This is a genomic window from Streptomyces sp. NBC_00597, from assembly GCF_041431095.1.
GTDB lineage: Bacteria > Actinomycetota > Actinomycetes > Streptomycetales > Streptomycetaceae > Streptomyces.
Genome location: NZ_CP107757.1, coordinates 1107678 through 1126443, shown reverse-complemented (window position 1 = coordinate 1126443; position 18766 = coordinate 1107678). Strand labels below are relative to the sequence as shown.

15 protein-coding genes are annotated in these 18766 nt (G+C 73.5%); 1 reads left to right on the top strand and 14 read right to left on the bottom strand.

The window, feature by feature from the left end:
- Positions 1 to 1170, top strand: a complete 1170-nt coding sequence (locus OG974_RS04730) for an amidohydrolase family protein (protein ID WP_327279701.1) — start codon at positions 1 to 3, stop codon at positions 1168 to 1170.
- 100 nt (positions 1171 to 1270) lie between these two features.
- Here the strand turns inward: OG974_RS04730 and OG974_RS04725 are convergent, their stop codons facing one another.
- From OG974_RS04725 to OG974_RS04660, 14 genes are all read right to left on the bottom strand, one after another.
- Positions 1271 to 2422, bottom strand: a complete 1152-nt coding sequence (locus OG974_RS04725) for an FAD-dependent oxidoreductase (protein ID WP_329315251.1) — start codon at positions 2420 to 2422, stop codon at positions 1271 to 1273.
- Complete coding sequence (locus tag OG974_RS04720; RefSeq protein ID WP_371645480.1) at positions 2419 to 4068, bottom strand: FAD-dependent oxidoreductase; 1650 nt, start codon at positions 4066 to 4068, stop codon at positions 2419 to 2421. Before OG974_RS04720 ends, OG974_RS04725 begins: the two co-directional genes overlap by 4 nt.
- A gap of 65 nt (positions 4069 to 4133) precedes the next feature.
- Complete coding sequence (purB, locus tag OG974_RS04715) at positions 4134 to 5558, bottom strand: adenylosuccinate lyase (protein WP_328764411.1); 1425 nt, start codon at positions 5556 to 5558, stop codon at positions 4134 to 4136.
- Positions 5559 to 5575: 17 nt separating this feature from the next.
- Complete coding sequence (locus OG974_RS04710; RefSeq protein ID WP_327279697.1) at positions 5576 to 6604, bottom strand: beta-ribofuranosylaminobenzene 5'-phosphate synthase family protein; 1029 nt, start codon at positions 6602 to 6604, stop codon at positions 5576 to 5578.
- Between the two features lie 26 nt (positions 6605 to 6630).
- Entirely contained in the window at positions 6631 to 7602 is a 972-nt protein-coding gene (locus tag OG974_RS04705; RefSeq protein ID WP_327279696.1) for a phosphoribosylaminoimidazolesuccinocarboxamide synthase, read from the bottom strand.
- 158 nt (positions 7603 to 7760) lie between these two features.
- A complete protein-coding gene (locus OG974_RS04700) occupies positions 7761 to 9725 on the bottom strand; it encodes a prolyl oligopeptidase family serine peptidase (RefSeq protein ID WP_371645478.1) in 1965 nt (654 codons plus the stop codon).
- Positions 9726 to 9747: 22 nt separating this feature from the next.
- Complete coding sequence (locus OG974_RS04695) at positions 9748 to 10581, bottom strand: HAD family hydrolase (RefSeq protein ID WP_327279694.1); 834 nt, start codon at positions 10579 to 10581, stop codon at positions 9748 to 9750.
- Positions 10578 to 11774, bottom strand: a complete 1197-nt coding sequence (locus OG974_RS04690) for an MFS transporter (RefSeq protein WP_327279693.1) — start codon at positions 11772 to 11774, stop codon at positions 10578 to 10580. Before OG974_RS04690 ends, OG974_RS04695 begins: the two co-directional genes overlap by 4 nt.
- Positions 11771 to 12208, bottom strand: a complete 438-nt coding sequence (locus OG974_RS04685; RefSeq protein ID WP_327279692.1) for a hypothetical protein — start codon at positions 12206 to 12208, stop codon at positions 11771 to 11773. The genes OG974_RS04690 and OG974_RS04685 overlap by 4 nt, the downstream gene beginning before the upstream one ends.
- 39 nt (positions 12209 to 12247) lie before the next feature.
- Entirely contained in the window at positions 12248 to 12937 is a 690-nt protein-coding gene (locus OG974_RS04680) for an SDR family oxidoreductase (RefSeq protein WP_329315245.1), read from the bottom strand.
- Complete coding sequence (locus OG974_RS04675) at positions 12930 to 13646, bottom strand: phosphoribosylaminoimidazolesuccinocarboxamide synthase (protein ID WP_327279690.1); 717 nt, start codon at positions 13644 to 13646, stop codon at positions 12930 to 12932. The genes OG974_RS04680 and OG974_RS04675 overlap by 8 nt, the downstream gene beginning before the upstream one ends.
- A 303-nt stretch (positions 13647 to 13949) precedes the next feature.
- Positions 13950 to 15122: an MFS transporter gene (locus OG974_RS04670; protein WP_327279689.1), complete on the bottom strand. Its 1173-nt coding sequence runs from the start codon at positions 15120 to 15122 to the stop codon at positions 13950 to 13952.
- Positions 15123 to 15135: 13 nt separating this feature from the next.
- Positions 15136 to 18042: an FAD-binding and (Fe-S)-binding domain-containing protein gene (locus OG974_RS04665; protein ID WP_371645474.1), complete on the bottom strand. Its 2907-nt coding sequence runs from the start codon at positions 18040 to 18042 to the stop codon at positions 15136 to 15138.
- An 11-nt stretch (positions 18043 to 18053) separates the two neighbouring features.
- The gene (locus OG974_RS04660) at positions 18054 to 18548 is read right to left on the bottom strand and encodes a DUF402 domain-containing protein (protein WP_327279687.1); all 495 of its coding nucleotides are present in this window, start codon (positions 18546 to 18548) and stop codon (positions 18054 to 18056) included.
- Between the last annotated feature and the right edge of the window lie 218 nt (positions 18549 to 18766).

Here is an 18766-nt window from a genome sequence, read left to right as displayed (position 1 = left end):
GTGGCCACTTTGGCCGTCGTGGGCGCCGGGACCCTGGTCTCCGGCGATCTCGCGCACCCTCTGATCGAGGACGCCGACACGGTGCTGTGCGCCGACGGGGTCATCACCGCGGTCGGCCGGGCCGCCGACCTGGCCGCGCAGGTCGCCGCGGCGGACCGGGTCCTGGACGCGGCCGGGGCCACGGTGGCCCCCGGCCTCATCGACTCGCACGGACACGTCACGTTCGGCGACTACTCCCCGCGCCAGAAGGCGGTGGACTACCTGGAGGGGTACGTCCACGGCGGGATCACCCGGACCATCTCGGCGGGCGAGGTGCACGTGCCGGGGCGGCCCCGCGACCGGGAGGGCGTCAAGGCGCTCGCCGTCGCCGCCCGGGCCAGCTTCGACGCGTACCGGCCCGGCGGCATGCGGGTCCACGCGGGCAACGTGCTGCTCGAACCCACCCTCACCGAGGAGGACTTCGCCTACCTCGCCCGCTGCGGGGTGTGGCTGGCCAAGTTCGGGTTCGGCGCGTACGAGAAGGCGGTCGACGGCGTCGAGCAGATCCGCTGGGCGCGGGCCCACGGCCTGGTCGTGATGTGCCACGCCGGCGGTGCCAGCGCCGCCGGTTCGGCCTCGCTGCGCGCCGACGACCTGCTGGCCCTCGCCCCGAACGTGTGCGGGCACGCCAACGGCGGGCCGACCTCGATGCCCGATGCCGATGTGGACCGCCTGCTGGCGGAGAGCACGATGGCCCTCCAACTCGTCCAGGCGGGCAACCTGCGGGCGGCCCTGCGGATCGTGGGCCGGGCATTGGAAGAGGACGCCCTGGCGCGGATCGTGGTGGGCTCGGACACCCCCTCCGGTTTCGGGGTGATCCCGCTGGCCGTGCTGAAGACGCTGGTGGAACTGTCCGCGCTGGGCCCGCTGGACCCGGCGCGGGCGTGGGCGCTGGCCACCGGCAACGTGGCGGACGTCTGGGGGCTGCCGGCCGGGCGGATCCGGGTGGGAGCCGAAGCCGATCTGCTCGTCCTGGACGCGCCGCGGGCCTCGGCGGCCGGTACGGCGCTGGAAGCCATGTCCATCGGTGACATGCCGGGCATCTCGGCGGTCGTCACGGACGGCGTGCTGCGCTTCCTGGCCAGCCGCAACACCCCGCGGGCCACGCGCCCGGCGACACTGGTGCGGTAGGCGGTTCCGCGCCTCGGGGTCGGACTGACCCCGAGGACGCGGACGGAAACAAGGGGGCCCGCCGGTGCCAGTCACCGGCGGGCCCCCTTCGTTTCGTCGTTCAGGCCGTGCGGGCGGTGAACCGGCCGGGCCGGAAGGCCGCCGCCAGTTCGGAAGGCCGCCCGAGCACCTCACCGGCGACGATCTCCCCCAGGACGGGGGCCAGGGTCAGCCCGCTGTGCGTGACGACCACGTACGGCGATCCCTCCCCGCGGACCGGGCCGAGGACGCTCATGCCGTCCGCGGGCATGGGCCGGACGCCGACGTACGCGGACTCCACACCGACGCCGGCACCGGCGCCGGGCAGGACCGCGTCCAGCCGGGCCAGCACCCGCTCGGCCGCCCGCCGCGCCTGCTCGGCCGGGTCCGGGTGGGCCGGGTCCAGCTCGTGGTCCACGTCGTGGCAGTGCAGGACCAGCCGGCCGCTGCTGTGCGGACGCACACTCAACTCCGGTGCGTGCAAGATGCGTTCCACCCGGCCTCCGGACACCGGGGAGGTGCGCACCAGCAGGCCCATGGTGACGGTGTCCGGGTCCCCGGGCTCCACCAGAGGGACCTCGGCCCCGGCGAGAGCCAGCAGGTCGCGGGTGCCGCGGCCGGCGCAGCTGATGACCGCGTCCGCCCCGATGCGCTCGCCGGAGGCGAGGACCACGCCGCGGACCGGGTCGTCGCCGATCAGGCCGGTGACCGGATCGCCGGTGCGGATCTCCACGCCGTGGGCCCGGCCGCGGTCCTGGACGGCGGTGAGGAAGCGGTCGCTGATCACGTGGGCGTCGGCCGGGTAGTGGTACAGCGGTCCCCGTACGCCGTCCAGGGCCAGCCCCGGCTGGAGCTCGGCCAGCGCCCGCCCGGGCTCGTACTCCTCGACGGGGTAGGCGCGGGCGCGGTAGCCGGCGGCGGTTTCGGCCAGCCGCTCGGCGCCGGCCGCGGTGTCGGCCCAGTGGAGGTTGCCGGTGCGGAAGAACCACGGCTCGCCGCCGGTACGGGCGGCGAGCCGCTCGTGGGCGAGCAGGCCCTCGGCGGAGAGCGCGAAGTAGGCGTCGGACCCGTTGTCCACCGCGTTGACCCAGCCGAAGCCGTGGGCGGAGAGCCCGCGGGCGGGGTCCTGGCCGTCCACCAGGACCACCGAGACCCCCTGTTCGGCCAGGTTCAGGGCCACGCAGCTGCCGATGGAGCCGGCGCCGACCACGACCACGCGCACGGCGGCGCTCACCGGTCCGCCTCGGCGAGGCCGCTGCCGCACAGGTAGCCGCCGACCAGTGCCGGTCCGAGGGTGCCACCGGAACCGGGGTAGCCCGGTCCCATGGGCGTGGCCGCGACGTTGCCGCACGCGTACAGGCCGGGGACCGGGGTGTCGTCGTGGCGCAGGACCCGGCCTTCGCGGTCGGTGACCACCCCGCCCTTGGTGCCGAGCATGCCGGGCCCGACCGGGACGGCGTAGAACGGGGCCTGCTCCAGCGGACCCAGGCAGGGGTTGGGGCCGTGCCGTTCGTCGCCGTAGTAGCGGTCGTGGCTGGTGCCGCCGCGGCCGAACTCGGGGTCCTCGCCGAGCACCGCGTGCCGGTTGAACGCGGCGAGGGTGGCGGTGAGGCCCGCCTCGTCCACGCCCAGGCGGCGGGCCAGTTCGGCGGGCGAGTCCCCGCGGACGAACCAGTCGGGGACCGGGTCGGCGGGCTGGACGGACGCGATCGGGTAGCGGCTGCGGAAGGCCTCGTCGAAGATCAGCCAGGCCGGGGCGTTCGGGTACGCGTGGGCGGTGGGGTCGAAGGTCAGGAAGGCCTTGGTGATGTCGTTGTAGTTGACGGCCTCGTTGACGAACCTGCGGCCCTGCCGGTTGACGATCACCGATCCCGGCAGGCAGCGCTCGGCCACCAGGTGCCGGGACAGCGGGGCCCCGTCGTACTCGTCTCCCGGGGCGCCCACCGCGGGCACCCACCACGCCTGGGACATGCCGTCCAGGGCGGCGCCGGCCGTCATGGCCATCTGCAACCCGTCGCCGTGGTTCCACGGCGGGCTGATCGGGCGGGTGTCCGCGACGCCGAGGTAGGCCTGCTTGAGCCGCTCGTTCCACTCGTAGCCGCCGCTGGCGAGGACCACTGCGGCGCGGGCCCGGAAGACGACCGGTCCGTCGGCGCTCTCGCCGCGGACCCCGGTGACCCGGCCGTCCTCGACGAGCAGTTCGCGGACCCGGACGCCGGTGGCGAACCGTACGCCGCGTTCGTCGCAGGCCGCGACCAGGCCCGCCACCAGGGCTGCGCCGACGGTCAGTACGCCCTCGTCCTTGCGGCGGGCGACCAGCTCGTGGTCGTACAGCTCCGGCGAGTGCCAGCGGTGGCGCTCGTCGTAGGTGACGGCGTCGAAGTGCGCGCCGCGCCGGATCCGCTCGACCAGGCCGGGGCGGTCGGCGGTCGGGAAGGGCACGTTGTCCAGGGTGCGGCCGACGTCCCGGGCGCCCGGCCAGTCCGAGTGGTAGTCGGGCCGGTCGATGGGGAAGAAGCGGACCGGGGTCTTGGCGTGCAGGTAGTCCACCATCTCGGGAGCGGTGGCGACGTACTGCTCCAACCGCCAGCTCTCGACGGCTCCTTCGGTGACGAGTTCGAGGTAGCGCAGGGCGTCCTCGGCGGAGTCGGGCATGCCGTGCTCGCGCATGACGGAGCTGTTCGGCACCCAGACCATGCCCCCCGACACGGCGGTGGTGCCGCCCAGTACGGGGGTGCGTTCGAGGACGAGGACGCGTCGTCCGCCGTCGGCGGCCCGGCAGGCCGCGAGCAGTCCGGCCCCGCCGGAGCCGATCACTATGGTGTCGATGCCGCCGTCGGCATCGAGGGTGGGATCAGGGTCGATATCGGTGTCTGGCACGGAAGCGTGTTCCTCTTCCTCTGTTCCTCGGTCTTCCACGGACGACGGGGTGCGCGCGGATGCGCTCAGAGCAGCCGGCCGGGCTTGTAGTGGACCGCGTCGGGGTGCCGGTCCGTGATCCGGCCGATCTCGGCCACCAGCGCCGTGACCTGGTCAGCCGCCGCTCCGGTGAACCCGATCCGGTCCGTGAGGAGTTCGTCCAGTTGGGCACGGTCGAGCGGGAAGCGCTCGTCGGCGGCGAGGCGGTCCAGCAGCAGGTTGTCTGCGCCGTCGGCCCGCATGGCGAGGGCGGATCCGACCGCGTGCTCCTTGATCACCTCGTGGGCGGCCTCGCGGCCGATGCCGAGGCGGACGGCGGCCATCAGCATCTTGGTGGTGGCCAGGAAGGGCAGGTAACGCTCCAGCTCGGCCTCGATCACCGACGGGAAGACCTCGAACTCGTCCAGGACGGTCAGCAGGGTCTCCAGCATCCCGTCCAGGGCGAAGAACGCGTCGGGCAGCGCGACCCGGCGGACCACGGAGCAGGACACGTCGCCCTCGTTCCACTGGTCGCCGGAGAGCTCGGCGGCCATCGACGCGAAGCCGCGCAGGACGATCATCAGCCCGTTGATCCGCTCGCAGGAGCGGGAGTTCATCTTGTGCGGCATGGCGGAGGAGCCGACCTGGCCCTCGGCGAAGCCTTCGCTGACCAGTTCGTCGCCGGCCATCAGGCGGATCGAGCGGGCCAGCGAGGACGGGCCCGCGGCCAGCTGGACCAGCAGGCTCAGCACCTCGTAGTCGAGGGAGCGCGGGTAGACCTGACCCACGCTGGTGAAGCGGTGGGCGAAGCCGAGGTGGGCGGCGATCCGGTCCTCCAGCTCGGCGAGCCGGGCGCGGTCGCCGCCGAGCAGGTCGAGCATGTCCTGGGCGGTGCCCATCGGTCCCTTGATGCCGCGCATCGGATAGCGGCCGATGAGCTCCTCCAGCCGCCGGAAGGCCACCAGCACCTCCTCCGCCACGGTCGCGAAGCGCTTGCCGAGGGTGGTGCTCTGGGCGGCCACGTTGTGCGAACGGCCGGCCATGACCTGGCCGGAGTGCCGCTCGGCCAGCCCGGCGAGGCGGGCGAGCAGGGCCACGCAGCGGTCGCGGACCAGGACCAGGCTGTCGCGCACCTGGAGCTGCTCGACGTTCTCGGTCAGGTCGCGGGAGGTCATGCCCTTGTGGACGTGCTCGTGGCCGGCCAGGGCGTTGAACTCCTCGATGCGGGCCTTGACGTCGTGCCGGGTGACCTGCTCCCGCCGGTCGATGGAGTCCAGGTCGATGGTGTCCAGGACCCGTTCGTAGTCGGGTACCACCTGCTCGGGGACGTCGATGCCGAGGTCGCGCTGGGCGGTCAGCACGGCCAGCCACAGCCGGCGTTCGAGCACGATCTTGTGCTCGTGCGACCACAGGCCCGTCATCTCCGGGGAGGCGTAGCGGGTGGCAAGGACGTCGGGGATGTTCGCGTTCATCGCACTCTTTCCGAAGCTCAGGACAGACACGTGGTGCTGATTCCGTTGTTGTTGGCCTTGGTGAACCAGAAGTCGCTGATCAGGCCGCGGCGGCGGAGGTCCTCGGCCCAGACGGTGGCCTCGTCGGTCCTCCGGGTGAAGGCGAAGCAGGCCGGGCCGGTCACGCTGAGCGCGATCGCGTCCACGGCGGGCGCCGCGCGCCCGGCCTCCAGGACGCTGGTCACGGCCTCGCCCTGGAAGGCGATCTGCGCCTGCTTGAAGTGGCCGGTGAAGGTGATCTCGTTGACGGCGGCGCAGAACGCCTCGTAGTCCTGCTCCAGCACGGCCGGGGCCAGGCCCATGAAGACCAGGTGCGAGGTGCGCCAGGACTCCTGCGGCGGGATCGGCGTGACCCGCTGGAACCAGTCGAGTTCCTCCTGGCCGCCGAGGTGGCGGCCCTGGGTGAGCAGGACGAGGATCGGCCAGTCGGGGAAGTCGAGCCGGACCACCGGCCGGGGCGGGGCGACGTCTTGGGCGAACCGGCTGGGCCGCAGGTAGGTGTGCGGCGCCTCGGTGAACTCCGGCGGGTTGCGGTGCCCGCCGTCCACTAGGAATCCGCCGAGCTCGGCGAGGCCCGTGCTGGCCCCGGAGGTGCGGCCGCGGCCCAGGGTGCGGGCGAGTTCGCGCAGGTCGGTGTCCTGGCCGCAGAGCCGTCCGTACGCGTGACCGACGGCGAGCAGGGTGTTGGTCTTCGAGCCGAAGCCGCTGTGCTGGGGCAGCGGCCGGGTGACGGTCACCCGGGCCGGCGGCCCGTCCCACAGCTTGCGCAGGGTCTCGACGGCGCGGGCCACCTCGCGGGTGGTCTCCTCGGCGGTGCCGGTCACCTCGGTGACCCCGTCGGCGGCGGGCCGCACCTCGGCGGTGAGCCCCGGCCGGTCCACGGCCATCGCTGCGATGCCGTTGCGGCGCATCGACGTGGCGTCGAGGCTGATCAGGGTGAAGCTCAGACGGGCCGGGGCGGACACCCGTACGGCCGTCCCGGGTTCGATGGGCGGTTGAATCGCCACGGCGATATCTCCTCGTCGGTGGTCGGTCAGAGCCCGGTGCGGTCGCCCAGGGCGGCACCGGTGACCTCGGCGAACTCCTGGACGGCGGCGGACAGGCGGGCCCGCGCGGCGGCGTCCGGGCCGGTCCACAGCGCGGTCAGCGCGGCGTACACCTCGGAGGTCGCGGCCACCGCGGCAGCGCCCAGCGGCTCCGGGCGCGGCCACCGGTCGCGGGGCAGGCCGTCCTCGATGTGCTGCTGGACGCGCTCGCGCAGGCCGGGGTGCAGGCAGCGCAGGAGTTCCTTGCAGACCGGTACGCCGTCGTAGTAGAAGCGGTTCTCGTCAGGGGTGCCCGCGTGGTCGATCACGATCGGCTCGCCGTCCGCGTCGAAGCCGTACTCGGCCTTGCCGTCCACGAGTTCCAGCCCGACGGCCGTGCAGTGTGCGGTGAGCACCGGGGCGAGCTGCCCGGTGAGCTTCTCGATCCGGGCGATGTCCTCAAGCGTGATCCGGCCGACGGCCGCGGCCTCTTCGCGGGTGACGAAGCGGTCGGTCTCCTCGAACTTGGTGGTGAACTCGACCATGACCTCGGCCAGCCACGGGGAACCGGGCTCCTGCCGGTCCGGCACCAGGGCCGGGTCGAGGCGGCCCGCCGCGACCCGGCGGTGCACCGAGGACTCCCGGGCCAGGGCGTTGCGGTAGACGACCTGGAGCGGGATCATCCCGCCGGGGCCGGTCCGGGGCCTGGTGCCCTCGAAGTCGATGTCGAGGAGCTTGATCCGGATGGCGTTGTCGGAGACCTGCTCCACGAAGTGCGTGCCGATCCCGGCCTCGTGCATGAGGCCGAAGGACCGGACGGCCATGGCGCAGGACGCCTTGCCCTTGCCGGGGATCTCGTCCGGCATGACGCCGAAGTCGTAGACGGAGTAGCGGTCCGTGAAGGTCAGGATGCCGTCGCCGGGCCGACCGTCGCGGGGTGGTGTCAGTGTGTACAGATCCTTGGTGGACCAACGCTTCATCGGCTCTTCTCTTCCTGGAGTGCGCCCGGGCGGGGCCCACGGCGGCGCGGTGTTCACCCGGAGTTGAAGACGATCGAGGCGGTCCGGATGTGACACCCGGACGCCCCGGCCCCGGCGCGGCGGCCACCCGGAGACGTCACCCGGGGGGGTTGGTCACCTCACCCGGGGTCGGGAGTGAACCCGAACACCCGCCCGTACAGCTCCAGTTCGGTCCGCAGGGTCCGCGCCACCGTCTCGGCGCCGCGGAACCCGTGCCCTTCCCCCTCGAACACCTCGTACGTGTGCTCCACGTCCGAGCCCGCCAGCCGCTCCAGCAGCCGTTCGGCCTGGCTCGGCGGGCAGATCGCGTCCCGGGACCCCTGGAAGAGCGCGAACGGGGCCCGGATGCCGGCTGCGCCGTGCACCGGGGAGCGGCGGGTGTACGCGTCCCGGTGCTGCGGCCAGGGGCCGATCAGCGTCTCGGCGTAGCGGGATTCGAAGTCGTGCGTGGTGCGCTGCCAGGTGTCCGCGTCCAGCACCGGGAAGTGGATGGCCGCGGCCCGGTACAGCTCCGGTTCGGCGATCAGCGAGGCGGCGGCGGTCCAGCCGCCCGCGCTCGCGCCCCGTATCGCGAGGCGCTGCGGGTCGGCGAGCCCTTCGGCCACCAGTCCGCGGGCGGCCGTGGCGCAGTCCCGTACGTCCACCACGCCCCAGCCGCCGCGCAGCCGGTCCCGGTACGCCCGCCCGTGGCCGGTGGAGCCGCCGTACTGGACGTCGAGGACGCCGATGCCCCGGCTGGTGAAGAAGGCGATGTGCGGATGCGGGGTCATGTGGGTGCGGTTGGTGGGGCCTCCGTGCACCAGCAGCACGTAGGGCGGGAGTTCGCCATCGGGGCCCCGGTGGCCGGGGTGGTGGGGCGGGTAGACGTGGGCGTGCACCTCCTCGCCGTCGGGGCCGTGGTAGGCCCGCCGGAAGGGGGCGGGCCACAGCTCGGCGTGCTCTCGGGAGGGGGGCCGCAGGACCTCCACCCGGCCACCGGGAGCGCGGGGGTCCAGCAGTACCACCGTGGGCCGGTGTGCAGGGCCGGCCGCGACGGCGGCGATCCGCCGCCCGTCGGTGGCGGGCGAGTGCCACTCGGTGTACGGCCCGTCCGGATCGAGTAAGGTCAGCTCGCCGTCGGGGGCCAGGAGCGCGGGGCGGCGGCCGCCGGTGCCGCGCAGCACGGCGAGGGTGCCGTCGTACAGCGGCAGGAACCAGCGGGAGCCGACGCGCCAGAGCGCTTCGGCGTACTCCTGCGGCTCGGCGCGCAGGGGTCGGGAGCCGCCGTTCCGGTCGATCTCGTACGGGTTCCACCAACCGTCGGGGTCGGTGACGGCGAACAGCCGTCCGGTGCCGTCGGCGGACCATTCCGCCTGGGCGACGGACCGGCCCGGGCCGCCCGCGACCCGTACGGCGGGCCCGAGCAGACCCCCGGGGGAGATCTCGGCGACCATCAGGTCCGTACGGTCCCAGGGCATGTCCGGGTGGTCCCAGCCCAGCCAGGCGACCCGGTCCCCGCCGGGCGCGATGCGCGGGCCGGTCAGGAACCGGTGGCCCGCGGCCAGCACCCGGACCGCCCCCGGGTCCTCGGCGGCGGTGCCGTCCAGCGGCAGGGCCACGAGCTCGCGCCGGACGTCGGGGGCTTCCTCGGCGCCGGTCCCCGGCAGGGTCTCCCGTACGCACCACAGCTCGGTGCCGCGGACCGCGAAGTCCCCGTAGCGGTGGACCGCTCCGGGGCCGGCGGGCGGGCTGAGCGGCGCGGGCGGGGCGCCGGGCCGCCACCGGTGGACCCGCTGGTCGGCACCGTCGCTGAAGACGATGCCGTCGCCGGGCAGGCCGGAGACCGGCAGCCAGGGCCGGGCCCCGTACTCGTTGAACCGGCTGCGCACGTCCCGGCCGCCCGGCAGCACCTCCTCCGGCGTGCCGTCCGGTCCGCGCCGCACGAGTGCGCTGCGGCCGCCGTCGTGGGCCAGCGGCTCGGTCCACCACACCTCGTCGCCGACGAAGTCCAGCCACTCGGGCAGGGCGGCCCCGCGGGCCACGTCGTGGGCGGCCAGCGCCGACCGCCAGCTTCCGTAGGGTGCCTGGTTCCGGGCGTCGGACACGGTGTTCTCACTCCTCGGTGGGCTACGGGCGGCGGTCGGCGAGCAGCAGGCCGATCAGCGCGCCGACCGCGTCCTCGTCGTTCGAGGGCAGGACGAGGCCGGCTGCGCGCCGGACCTCCTCGGGCGCGTTCGCGGGGGCGGCTCCCAGTCCGGCCAGGTGCAGCATGGAAAGGTCGTTGAGCCCGTCCCCGACGGCCACCGCCTCGGCCGGGTCCACGCCGAGTTCGACGCAGAGCCAGCGCAGGGCCTCGGCCTTGCCGGTGCCGGGCGGGACGAGCTCGACGAACCCGCCGCCCGAGGCGGTGGCGGTCGCGGTCGCGCCCACCGCGCGCTGGACCTCGGCGACGACGGCCGGGCCGCAGCCGGTTCCGGTGTGGACGAGCAGCTTGGGGACCGGGCCGGGCAGGTCGAGCCGGTCCGCGCCGCAACAGTGGCTGACGTTCGTCCAGTGGGTGGCGGCGGCGCGCGGGAAGGGGTCGAGGATGACCGTGCGGTCCATCAGGTCCAGCGCGCAGGACCAGTGGGGCGAGGCTGCGCGGACGGCTTCGAGGAGCTGCGGGACCCGGTCGGGGGCGAAGCCGAGGACCCGGCGCGGTCCGGCCTCGCCGGGCGCGTGGATCACCGCCCCGTTGCTGTACGCCCAGTACGCCGAGTCCGGTATCCGGCCGGTCACCGCGGCGGGCACGTCACGGCCGGGCCGGGCGGTGATGACGGCGAGGGCCAGTCCGGCGTCCCGGGCCCGGAACAGGGCGGCGGAGACCGGTTCGGTGAGCCGACCGCGGGAGTCCAGCAGGGTTCCGTCGAGGTCGCAGGCGAGCAGCCGGGGCCGGGGACCGCCGCCCGGTGCCGGGGTCACCCGGCCGCCGACGCGGTGGTGGTCCGCCGGGCCGCGGTCTCGGGCAGCATGTGGCACAGCAGCAGGAAGCCGACCCCGAGCAGGGCGCAGAGCCCGGTCGAGGCGGTCGCGGTGCCCGGGCCGATGTATTCCAGGACCAGTCCGGCGAGGGCCGAGCCGAGGGCGGTGCCGGTCGTGAGCAGGGTGATCAACCAGGCGAAGGCTTCGGTGACGGTGCCTTCGGGGGCCAGGGCGTCCACGAGGGTGAAGGACACCACCAGCAGCGGGGACAGGAAGAAGCCGGTGGACAGGCAGACCAGGGCCATGACGGCGGGCGGGGCCATGAGGGCGACCAGCAGGTAGGTGACGGTCAGACCGGCGCCGAAGAGCACCGCCTGGGCGGTCGGGGCCAGGTTCCACCGGCTGCGACCGTAGACCACGGCGCCGACGAGCGCCCCGCACGCGGACAGCGCGAGCAGGGTGCCGGCCCCGCCGGGCAGCGGATGGCGTTCGGCGTAGGCCACGGCGCCGATGTTGAGGCCGCCGATGGCCGCCCCCGCTCCGGCCAGCCCGAGGAAGAGCAGGACCAGCGCGCGGCTGCGCAGCGGGCCGAGCCAGTCGCGGGTGCCGGGGCTCCCCCGCCATTGCCGGGAGGGGCGCGAGGTGGCCATGACGAGGGTTCCGCCGAGGCAGAGGGCCGCGGAGAGCACCACGGCGGCCTCCGGCGGGCCGAGGGCCACGGTGGCGGAGACGAGCAGGGGGCCGCCGATGAAGACGAGTTCCTGGGCGGCGGCGTCCATGGAGTAGGCGCGCTGGAGGTTGTCCTGGCCCACGAGGACCGGCCACAGGGCGCGTAGGCAGGGCTCCAGGGGCGGGGTGGCCGTCCCGGCCAGGACCGCGCCGGTGAGCACCGCAGTACGGGAGGACGGCGCGAGGGCTATCAGCAGGATGCCGCAGCAGGACAGCACGGCGCTGGCGAGCAGGACGTACGTCTGTCCCCAGCGGTCCACCATGCGGCCGAGCACCGGTCCCCCGACGGCCCCCGCCACGGCGAGGACCGCCGTGGCCAGGCCGACGAAACGGAAGTCGGCGTCGTGGGCGCGCAGGGTGAGGGTCATGGCGAGGGCCGTCATGGCGGTGGGCAGCCGTCCGATCAGCGCGCCGCCGAGGGCGTGCGGAACGGACGGCCGGCGCAGCAGGGCCGCGTAGCTCACGTGCTGTTCTCCTGGTCGGGGAATTGCCGGTCGGAAACTTCGTCGAGGAACCGCAGCGAAAGGCCCGTCACGGCCTCGCTGCGGAGCCTCAGTTCGATCTCTGCCAGGCCCGAGCGGTGCTGCTGGGCCGGGTCACCGCTGAGCGGTATCCACAGCCAGCCGCTGTCGAGCCAGGCGTTGCCCACGGTCTCCGCGTCGCGGGCGGTGCGAATGGCCGGGGCGACGCGTTCCGGGATGTCCGGGACGTTCACCGCGCAGACTCCGCCGTCGGGGGCGAAGCCCACCGAGGCCACCGCCCGGAAGCCGATGGGGGTTTCCCCGGCCGGTCCGGTCGGTGGGGACTGGCCGTCCGCGGGGTCCCCGGTGGGGGTCCGCACGGCTTCCAGTACTCCGGATTCCGCGTCCCATTCCGTGATGAAGGTTCGTGGCGCCATCACAACGCTCCCGTCAGGTCATAAGGGGAACTGGATCACTCACACATGCTGGAGCCGCTCGAAGCCGACGGCGGGCGGGGTGCCGAGCCGCGCCGGCCGCAGTTCGACCTCGCCGAGGACGGTGTCGGCGGGGGCGGCGACCACCCAGGACACCACCGAGGCCACCGACTCCACGCTCATCTTGAGTTCGGAGAAGTCGTCGTCGAAATTGCGGATGGCACCGGGATTGAGCAGGGTGGTCCGCACACCGTTCGGGCGTTCTTCCATCAGCAGCACTTCGGCCACCGATTTCAGCGCCGCCTTGGTCGCGCAGTACGCCATGCCGCCCTCGAAGGGCCGGTCCCCGGCGTGCGAACCCATCAGGACGATGTGCCCGCCGGCCTCCCGCAGGGCGGGCAGCGCCGCCTGGATGACGCGGACGTTGGCGGTGAGGTTCACCGCCAACGCCTCGTCCCACACCTGCGGGTCGAGCTCGTCGACGCGGCCCAGGCCCCGCGTCACCGCGTTCAGGACCAGCAGGTCCAGCGCGGGCACGTCGGCCAGGACCGTGCGGGCGGCTTCGAACGCGGCCTGCCCGTCGGCGAGATCGGCCGTGACCGGGTCCCGGTGGTCCGCACAGGAAGTCCGGTTGAGGCAGCGGACGGCGAACCCGTCGGCCGTCAGGCGTTCGCGGATGGCCCGCCCGGTCCCCCGGTTCGAGCCCGTCACCAGTGCCCGCCGCTCAGCCACGGGTGATGAGCCGCATCAGCTCGGTCCACCGCTTGACGATCTCGTCGCCCGAGATGCCCTGGCGGAACAGGTCCTTGTCGTAGCACTCTCCCGCGGCGGAGCGCAGCCGCATGCAGTCGGGCGATATCTCCGAGTTGATGACCAGTCCGCGCTCCGCGTCGGGCGCGATGATCAGGCAGAAGTCCCAGAGTTCCAGGGGCTCCAGGAGAGCGCGCAGCACCGTGTTGCAGTGCTGTGCGGCGGCCCGGTACGCGTCCACGTCGAGGCCGAGCAGCCGTAGGTAGTCCTCGCCGATCGGCTGGTCCTCGGGGTCGGTCCGGTAGTCGAACTTGACCACCGGGCGGTCGAGCACCTGGCCCTCGGTGAACAGCCCGGGGTACTTGCGGATGGTCGAGCCGGTGGCCCGGTTCTTGACGATGACCTCGAACGGCGTGGACGGCCGGTAGTCGGCCAGGTACGTGAGCGGTCCGGTGCGCTCGCGGAAGACCGTGTGCACGCCCTCGGCGGCCAGCAGGCCCGAGACGTGCTCGTAGAAGTCGAGCCGCAACTCACCGGTGCCGTCGATCAGTTCGTTGCGGTCGTACGTGAAGCTGCTCAGCGAGGGGATCAGTTCGACCAGGCAGGTGTCCTCGTCGACGAGCCACACGTTCTTGCTGCGTCCCGAGACGTCGGGGGCCTTGGACATCAGATCCATCACATCGGAATGCACGCCTCAAATCCATTCTGGTTCGTCCGGCGAACCCATAGGAAGGGAAAGACGGCAGCCCCGTACGCAGGGCAGGCCGTATTGAAACGTTCGACTCCGGGCCGCGTGACAGACGGGACAGCACGCCTGGCCGAGGGAGGGACTCGCTCGCGTTGCACGTGAACGAAAGAGAATGGCTGCGCCCCGCACGGGGGGCCGAGCCTCACTGAATTGCACCCTAGTCGGGCCGTTGAGTGATCGTCAACAGTCCTGTCGGGCGTGAGCAGGTTTATTCAACAGGCCGTGCACTGGCGGGAATTCGACGTTTCATACGGCGACGGCGACGCGCAGCTTGCGGCGCCCCGCGAACAGGAGCAGCACGGTGACCGAGACGCCGAGCGCCCCGCAGGCGGCGCCCCAGTGCTCGCCGGTGCCCTGGAGCACCCAGCCGGTGATCGCGGAGCCCAGGGAGGTGCCCGAGGCGAACAGGGTGATCAGCCAGGCGAAGGCCTCGGTGGTGGTGCCGGCCGGGGCCAGCTCGCCCACCAGCATGAAGGTGGTGGCCAGCAGCGGCGCCAGGAACAGGCCGGTCATCACCAGCAGCGGGCCCATCAGCACGGCCGGGGGCAGCGTGATCAGCAGGGCGTAGCCGGCCAGCAGGCACAGGGCCAGGACCAGCGCCCGCTTCGGCAGCGGAGCCGTCCACTTCCGGGCCCCGTAGACGAGTACGCCGATCAGTGAGCCGGCGGCGTGCAGCGCCAGCAGTCCGGGGGCGCCGCCGGGGAACGAGCGCAGTTCCGCGTAGTGGACGACCAGGATGTTGAGGGTGCCGATGGCGAAGCCGACGCCGGCCAGGCAGACGAGCAGCAGGACCAGTCCGCGTTCCCGGAGCGGGCCGAGCCAGTCGGTGGACCGGGCGGCGGTGCGCCACCGACGGGACGGGCCGGAGGTGGCGACCACCAGCACGCCGGCGACACCGAGGACGGCCTGGGCCCAGAGCACGGTGGCGGGCGAGGCCACCGCCACCGTCCCGGCCACCACCAGGGGGCCGGCGACGAAGACGAGCTCCTGGGCGCTGGAGTCCAGGGCGTAGGCGGACTCCAGATCGTCGGAGGGGACGAGATCCGGCCACATCGCACGCAGGCAGGGCTCCAGCGGGGGCGTCGCCGCTCCGGCCACGGCGGCGCCCAGGATCACCAGTGCCCGCTGGTCGGGGGCCACGGCCACGGCTATAAACCCGGCCGCCGCGAGCAGCGCCGTGACCAGCAGGACCAGGGTCTGGCCGCGCCGGTCCACCAGCCGGCCCACGAGCGGGGCGCCCACTGCGGCGGAGAGGGCGAAGGTGCCCGCCGCCAGACCGACGAAGCCGTACGGCGCCCCGGCGTCCCGCAGTGCGAGAGGTACGGCGAGGGCGGCCATCGCGGACGGTAGCCGGCCCACCCAGCTGCCGGTGAGCAGCCGGAACACCGACGGGCGCCGAAGTATGTGTAAGTAGGGCATGCGCGGTCCTTCTTCAGGGTGCCGGAGCCGGCGGCAGGGCCTCGGCGATGAGTTGGGCGAGGTGGGTGCCCCGGCGGTCGGTCTGCTGGGCGATCTGGGTGCGGCAGCTGAATCCGTCGGCCAGGACGCGGGTGTCCGGGTCCGCGGACCGTACGGCGGGCAGCAGTCCCTGTTCGCCGACGGCCACGGAGATCTCGTAATGGCCGCGCTCGAAACCGAAGTTGCCGGCCAGCCCGCAGCAGCCGGAACCGACGACCGTGTTGTCCACGCCCATCCGGCGCAGCAGGGCGGCGTCGGCGCCGAAGCCGGAGGTGGCGTGCTGGTGGCAGTGCGTCTGGCTGATGGACTCGGCCCCGATCTCGGGGGGGTCCCAGTCGGCGGCTCGCTGCATCAGCAGTTCCGCGAGGGTGAGGGTGGCTGCGGCCATTGCCTTCGCGTCCTCGTCCCGGCCGAGCAGTTCGGGCAGGTCGGAGCGGAGGGCGGCGGTGCAGCTGGGTTCCAGGCCGACGACGGGCATGCCCGCCCGCACGGCGGGGGCGAGCGCGGCGGTGGTCCGCCGGGCGATCCGCCGGGCGACCCCCAGTTGTCCAGTGGTGATCCAGGTGAGGCCGCAGCACTGGGTGCCGTCGGGCACCCGGACGGTGAACCCGGCGTCCTCCAGCACGACCACCGCGGCCTGGAGGACCTCCGGCGAGAAGTGGTTGTTGAACGAGTCCACCCACAGCATCACCGGCCCGCGGTGTCCGTCGCCGCCGGGTACGCGCCCCCGGAACCAGGAGAGGAAGGTCCGGTCCGCGAACCGCGGCAGGGTGCGTTGCCCGGCGATCCCGCCGAGCCGTTTGACGAGCGGGGCCAGCCGGGAGCCCAGGACGGCGTTGGCCAGGCCCGGGGCCCGGGAGGCGGCCCGGGACAGCAGGGGCAGCCAGCCCATGGTGTAGTGCGAGGCGGGGCGGATCCGCCCCTTGTAGTGGTGGTGCAGGAACTCCGACTTGTACGTGGCCACGTCGACGCCGACGGGGCAGTCGGTGCTGCACCCCTTGCAGGACAGGCACAGGTCGAGGACGTCCCGCACCTCTGTGGACCGCCAGCCGTCCGTGATGACCTCGCCCTGGGTCATCTCGTACAGCACCCGGGCGCGTCCCCGGGTGGAGTCCTTCTCGTCCCCGGTGACCCGGAAGCTGGGGCACATGACACCCGTGCCGTGGTCGGCGGAGGCGCGGCACTTGCCGACGCCGACGCACCGGCGGGTGGCCTTCGCGAAGTCCCCGTCGTCGGCGTGGTAGGCGAAGGTCGTGGCCAGCGGGAGCGGGGGGCGGTGCGGGCTGATGCGCAGGTGCCCGTCGACCGGCGAGGGCCGGACGATGATGCCCGGGTTGAGGCCGTTGTCGGGGTCCCAGACGTCCTTGAACCGCTCGAACAGGTCGATGGCCTCCGGGGAGTACATGAGGGGCAGGAATTCGGAACGGGCCTTGCCGTCGCCGTGCTCCCCCGACAGCGAGCCGCCGTGCCCGGCGATCAACCGGGCGAGCTCCGCGCCGAAGGCCCGGAAGACGGCGGTCCCTTCCTCGCTGGTGAAGTCGAAGTCGATCCGTACGTGCAGGCAGCCTTCGCCGAAGTGCCCGTAGAGGGCGCCCGTGAGGCCGTGGCTCTCCATCAGGGCCCCGAACTCCCGCAGATAGGAGCCGAGCCGCTCGGGCGGGACCGCCGAGTCCTCCCATCCGGGCCAGGCCTCCGACCCGTCGGCCCGGCGGGTGGCCAGCCCGGCGCCGTCCTCCCGGATGCGCCACAGCCGGCGGGCGTCGGCCGGATCGGCGACGACCCGGCCGCCGGTGAAACCGGTCGCCTTCCCCGCGGTCGCCAGGAGATCCTCGGCGCGTTCGGCCAACTCGGATGGTTCTGCGCCCAGTTCCGCGAAGAGCCAGGCGTGCCCGGCCGGCAGGGTATCGATGGCGGCGCGGGTCTCGGGCCGGGTCACCACGTCGGTCAGGGCCTGGTCGAGGCCCTCCAGGGCGAGGAGTTCGTGCCCGAGCAGCGGGACCACGGCCTCCGCCGCCGCGTACGCGTCCTCGAAGCCGAGGACCACCAGGGTCCGCGCGGGCGGCGGCTCGATCAGCCGGACGGTGGCGGACAGCACCAGCGCCAGGGTGCCCTCGCTGCCCACGAACGCCCGGGCGAGGTTGAACCGGCGCTCGGGCAGCAGGTGTTCCAGCGCGTACCCGGACACCTGGCGGGGGAACCGGCCGAACTCGGTGCGCAGCGTGGCGAGGTTGTCCCCGGCGAGGGCGGCCAGGGCTCCGATGAGGCCGGCCCGGTCGTCGCCGACCGCTACGGCCCGGTCGATCTCCTCGCGGCTCATCTCACCCAGCCGGACGACGGTCCCGCGGTAGGTGACGACCTCCAACTCGACCACGTTGTCCGAGGTGCGGCCCCACGCGAGGGAGTGAGTGCCGCAGGCGTTGTTCCCGATCATGCCGCCGAGGGTGCAGCGGCTGTGGGTGGAGGGATCGGCGCCGAAGAGCAGGCCGTGTCCGGCCGCCGCGTCCTGGAGGTCGTCCAGCACGATGCCGGGCTGGACGGTGGCGGTACGGGCCTGGGGGTCCAGGCCGAGGAGCCGGTTGAAGGAGCGGGAGAAGTCCAGCACGACGCCCGCGCCGACCGCCTGGCCGGAGGTGCTGGTCCCCGCGCCCCGCGCGGTGACGGACACCCCCAGCTCCCGGCACACCGCCAGCGCGTTGAGGACGTGCGCCCGCTCCCGGGGGAAGACCACGGCCAGCGGGATCTGCCGGTAGTTGGATGCGTCGGCGGAGTACTGTGCGCGGCGGCCCGGATCCCCGGACACCTCCCCGCAGTCCGCCTCCGTGAGCGCCCGCGCCACGGCCGCCGCGTCAGGTCCCCCGGGGTCGGGGGAAGTCGCCGCCACGGGTGCCCCGGTCAGGCCGGCAGACCGGGCAGCGCACCGTTCTTGGCGAGCCGCTCCAGTTCGTCCAGGGCCGCGACCGCCTGTCGGGCGGCCTCCGGGTCGCTCTCGGCGATCCCGCTCGCCTCGAACTCGTCCTCGTCGAGGCGCAGCACCTCGCTGCCGTCCGCCGACACCCACAGGTCGAGGTCGAGGTCCTCGACCACGATCTCGGCGGGCCCCTCGGCCGGCTGCCGGACCACTGCGGGGCGGGTGACGTCGCAGTACCAGCCCTTGAGCACCCCGGCGCCGTCGCGGACCTCCTTGACGGCGTACCAGCGGTCGCGCCAGTAGTGCTCGACGAACACGTCGCCCGGCTCGAAGCGCACGAACCCGAAGTCCCGCACCTTGGGCGCCGACCACGGCGCGGTCACGGAGATCTGTGAACCGTCGTCGGCCAGCACGCCCGCCTGGTACCGGATCTTGACCCGGCCGGCCTTGGTCAGCACCACGTCCGTCAGTTCCCGCATCCCACTCGCCCCAGTCCTCGGTCCCGCACGTGTGTCGCCCGGTGATCGTATCGAAACGGGCATCCGATGACGATCATCATTCCGGCCAGCCCGGGACTCGGCGGAAGAGCGCGCCACTGGCGCCTCCCCGGGGATCGGGGGCCCTGCGTTCTGGCCGAAACGATGCCCCCGCCGTATGCGGGGCGGGTCGGGAACGGGCGGCGCGGCCCCCGGCCGGG

Coding starts and splice junctions, on each gene's coding strand:
- purB (WP_328764411.1), bottom strand. CDS start 5,558: ATGAACGCGAACATCCCCGACGTCCTTGCCACCCGCTACGCCTCCCCG.
- OG974_RS04705 (WP_327279696.1), bottom strand. CDS start 7,602: ATGAAGCGTTGGTCCACCAAGGATCTGTACACACTGACACCACCCCGC.
- OG974_RS04685 (WP_327279692.1), bottom strand. CDS start 12,208: ATGGCGCCACGAACCTTCATCACGGAATGGGACGCGGAATCCGGAGTA.
- OG974_RS04670 (WP_327279689.1), bottom strand. CDS start 15,122: ATGCCCTACTTACACATACTTCGGCGCCCGTCGGTGTTCCGGCTGCTC.
- OG974_RS04660 (WP_327279687.1), bottom strand. CDS start 18,548: ATGCGGGAACTGACGGACGTGGTGCTGACCAAGGCCGGCCGGGTCAAG.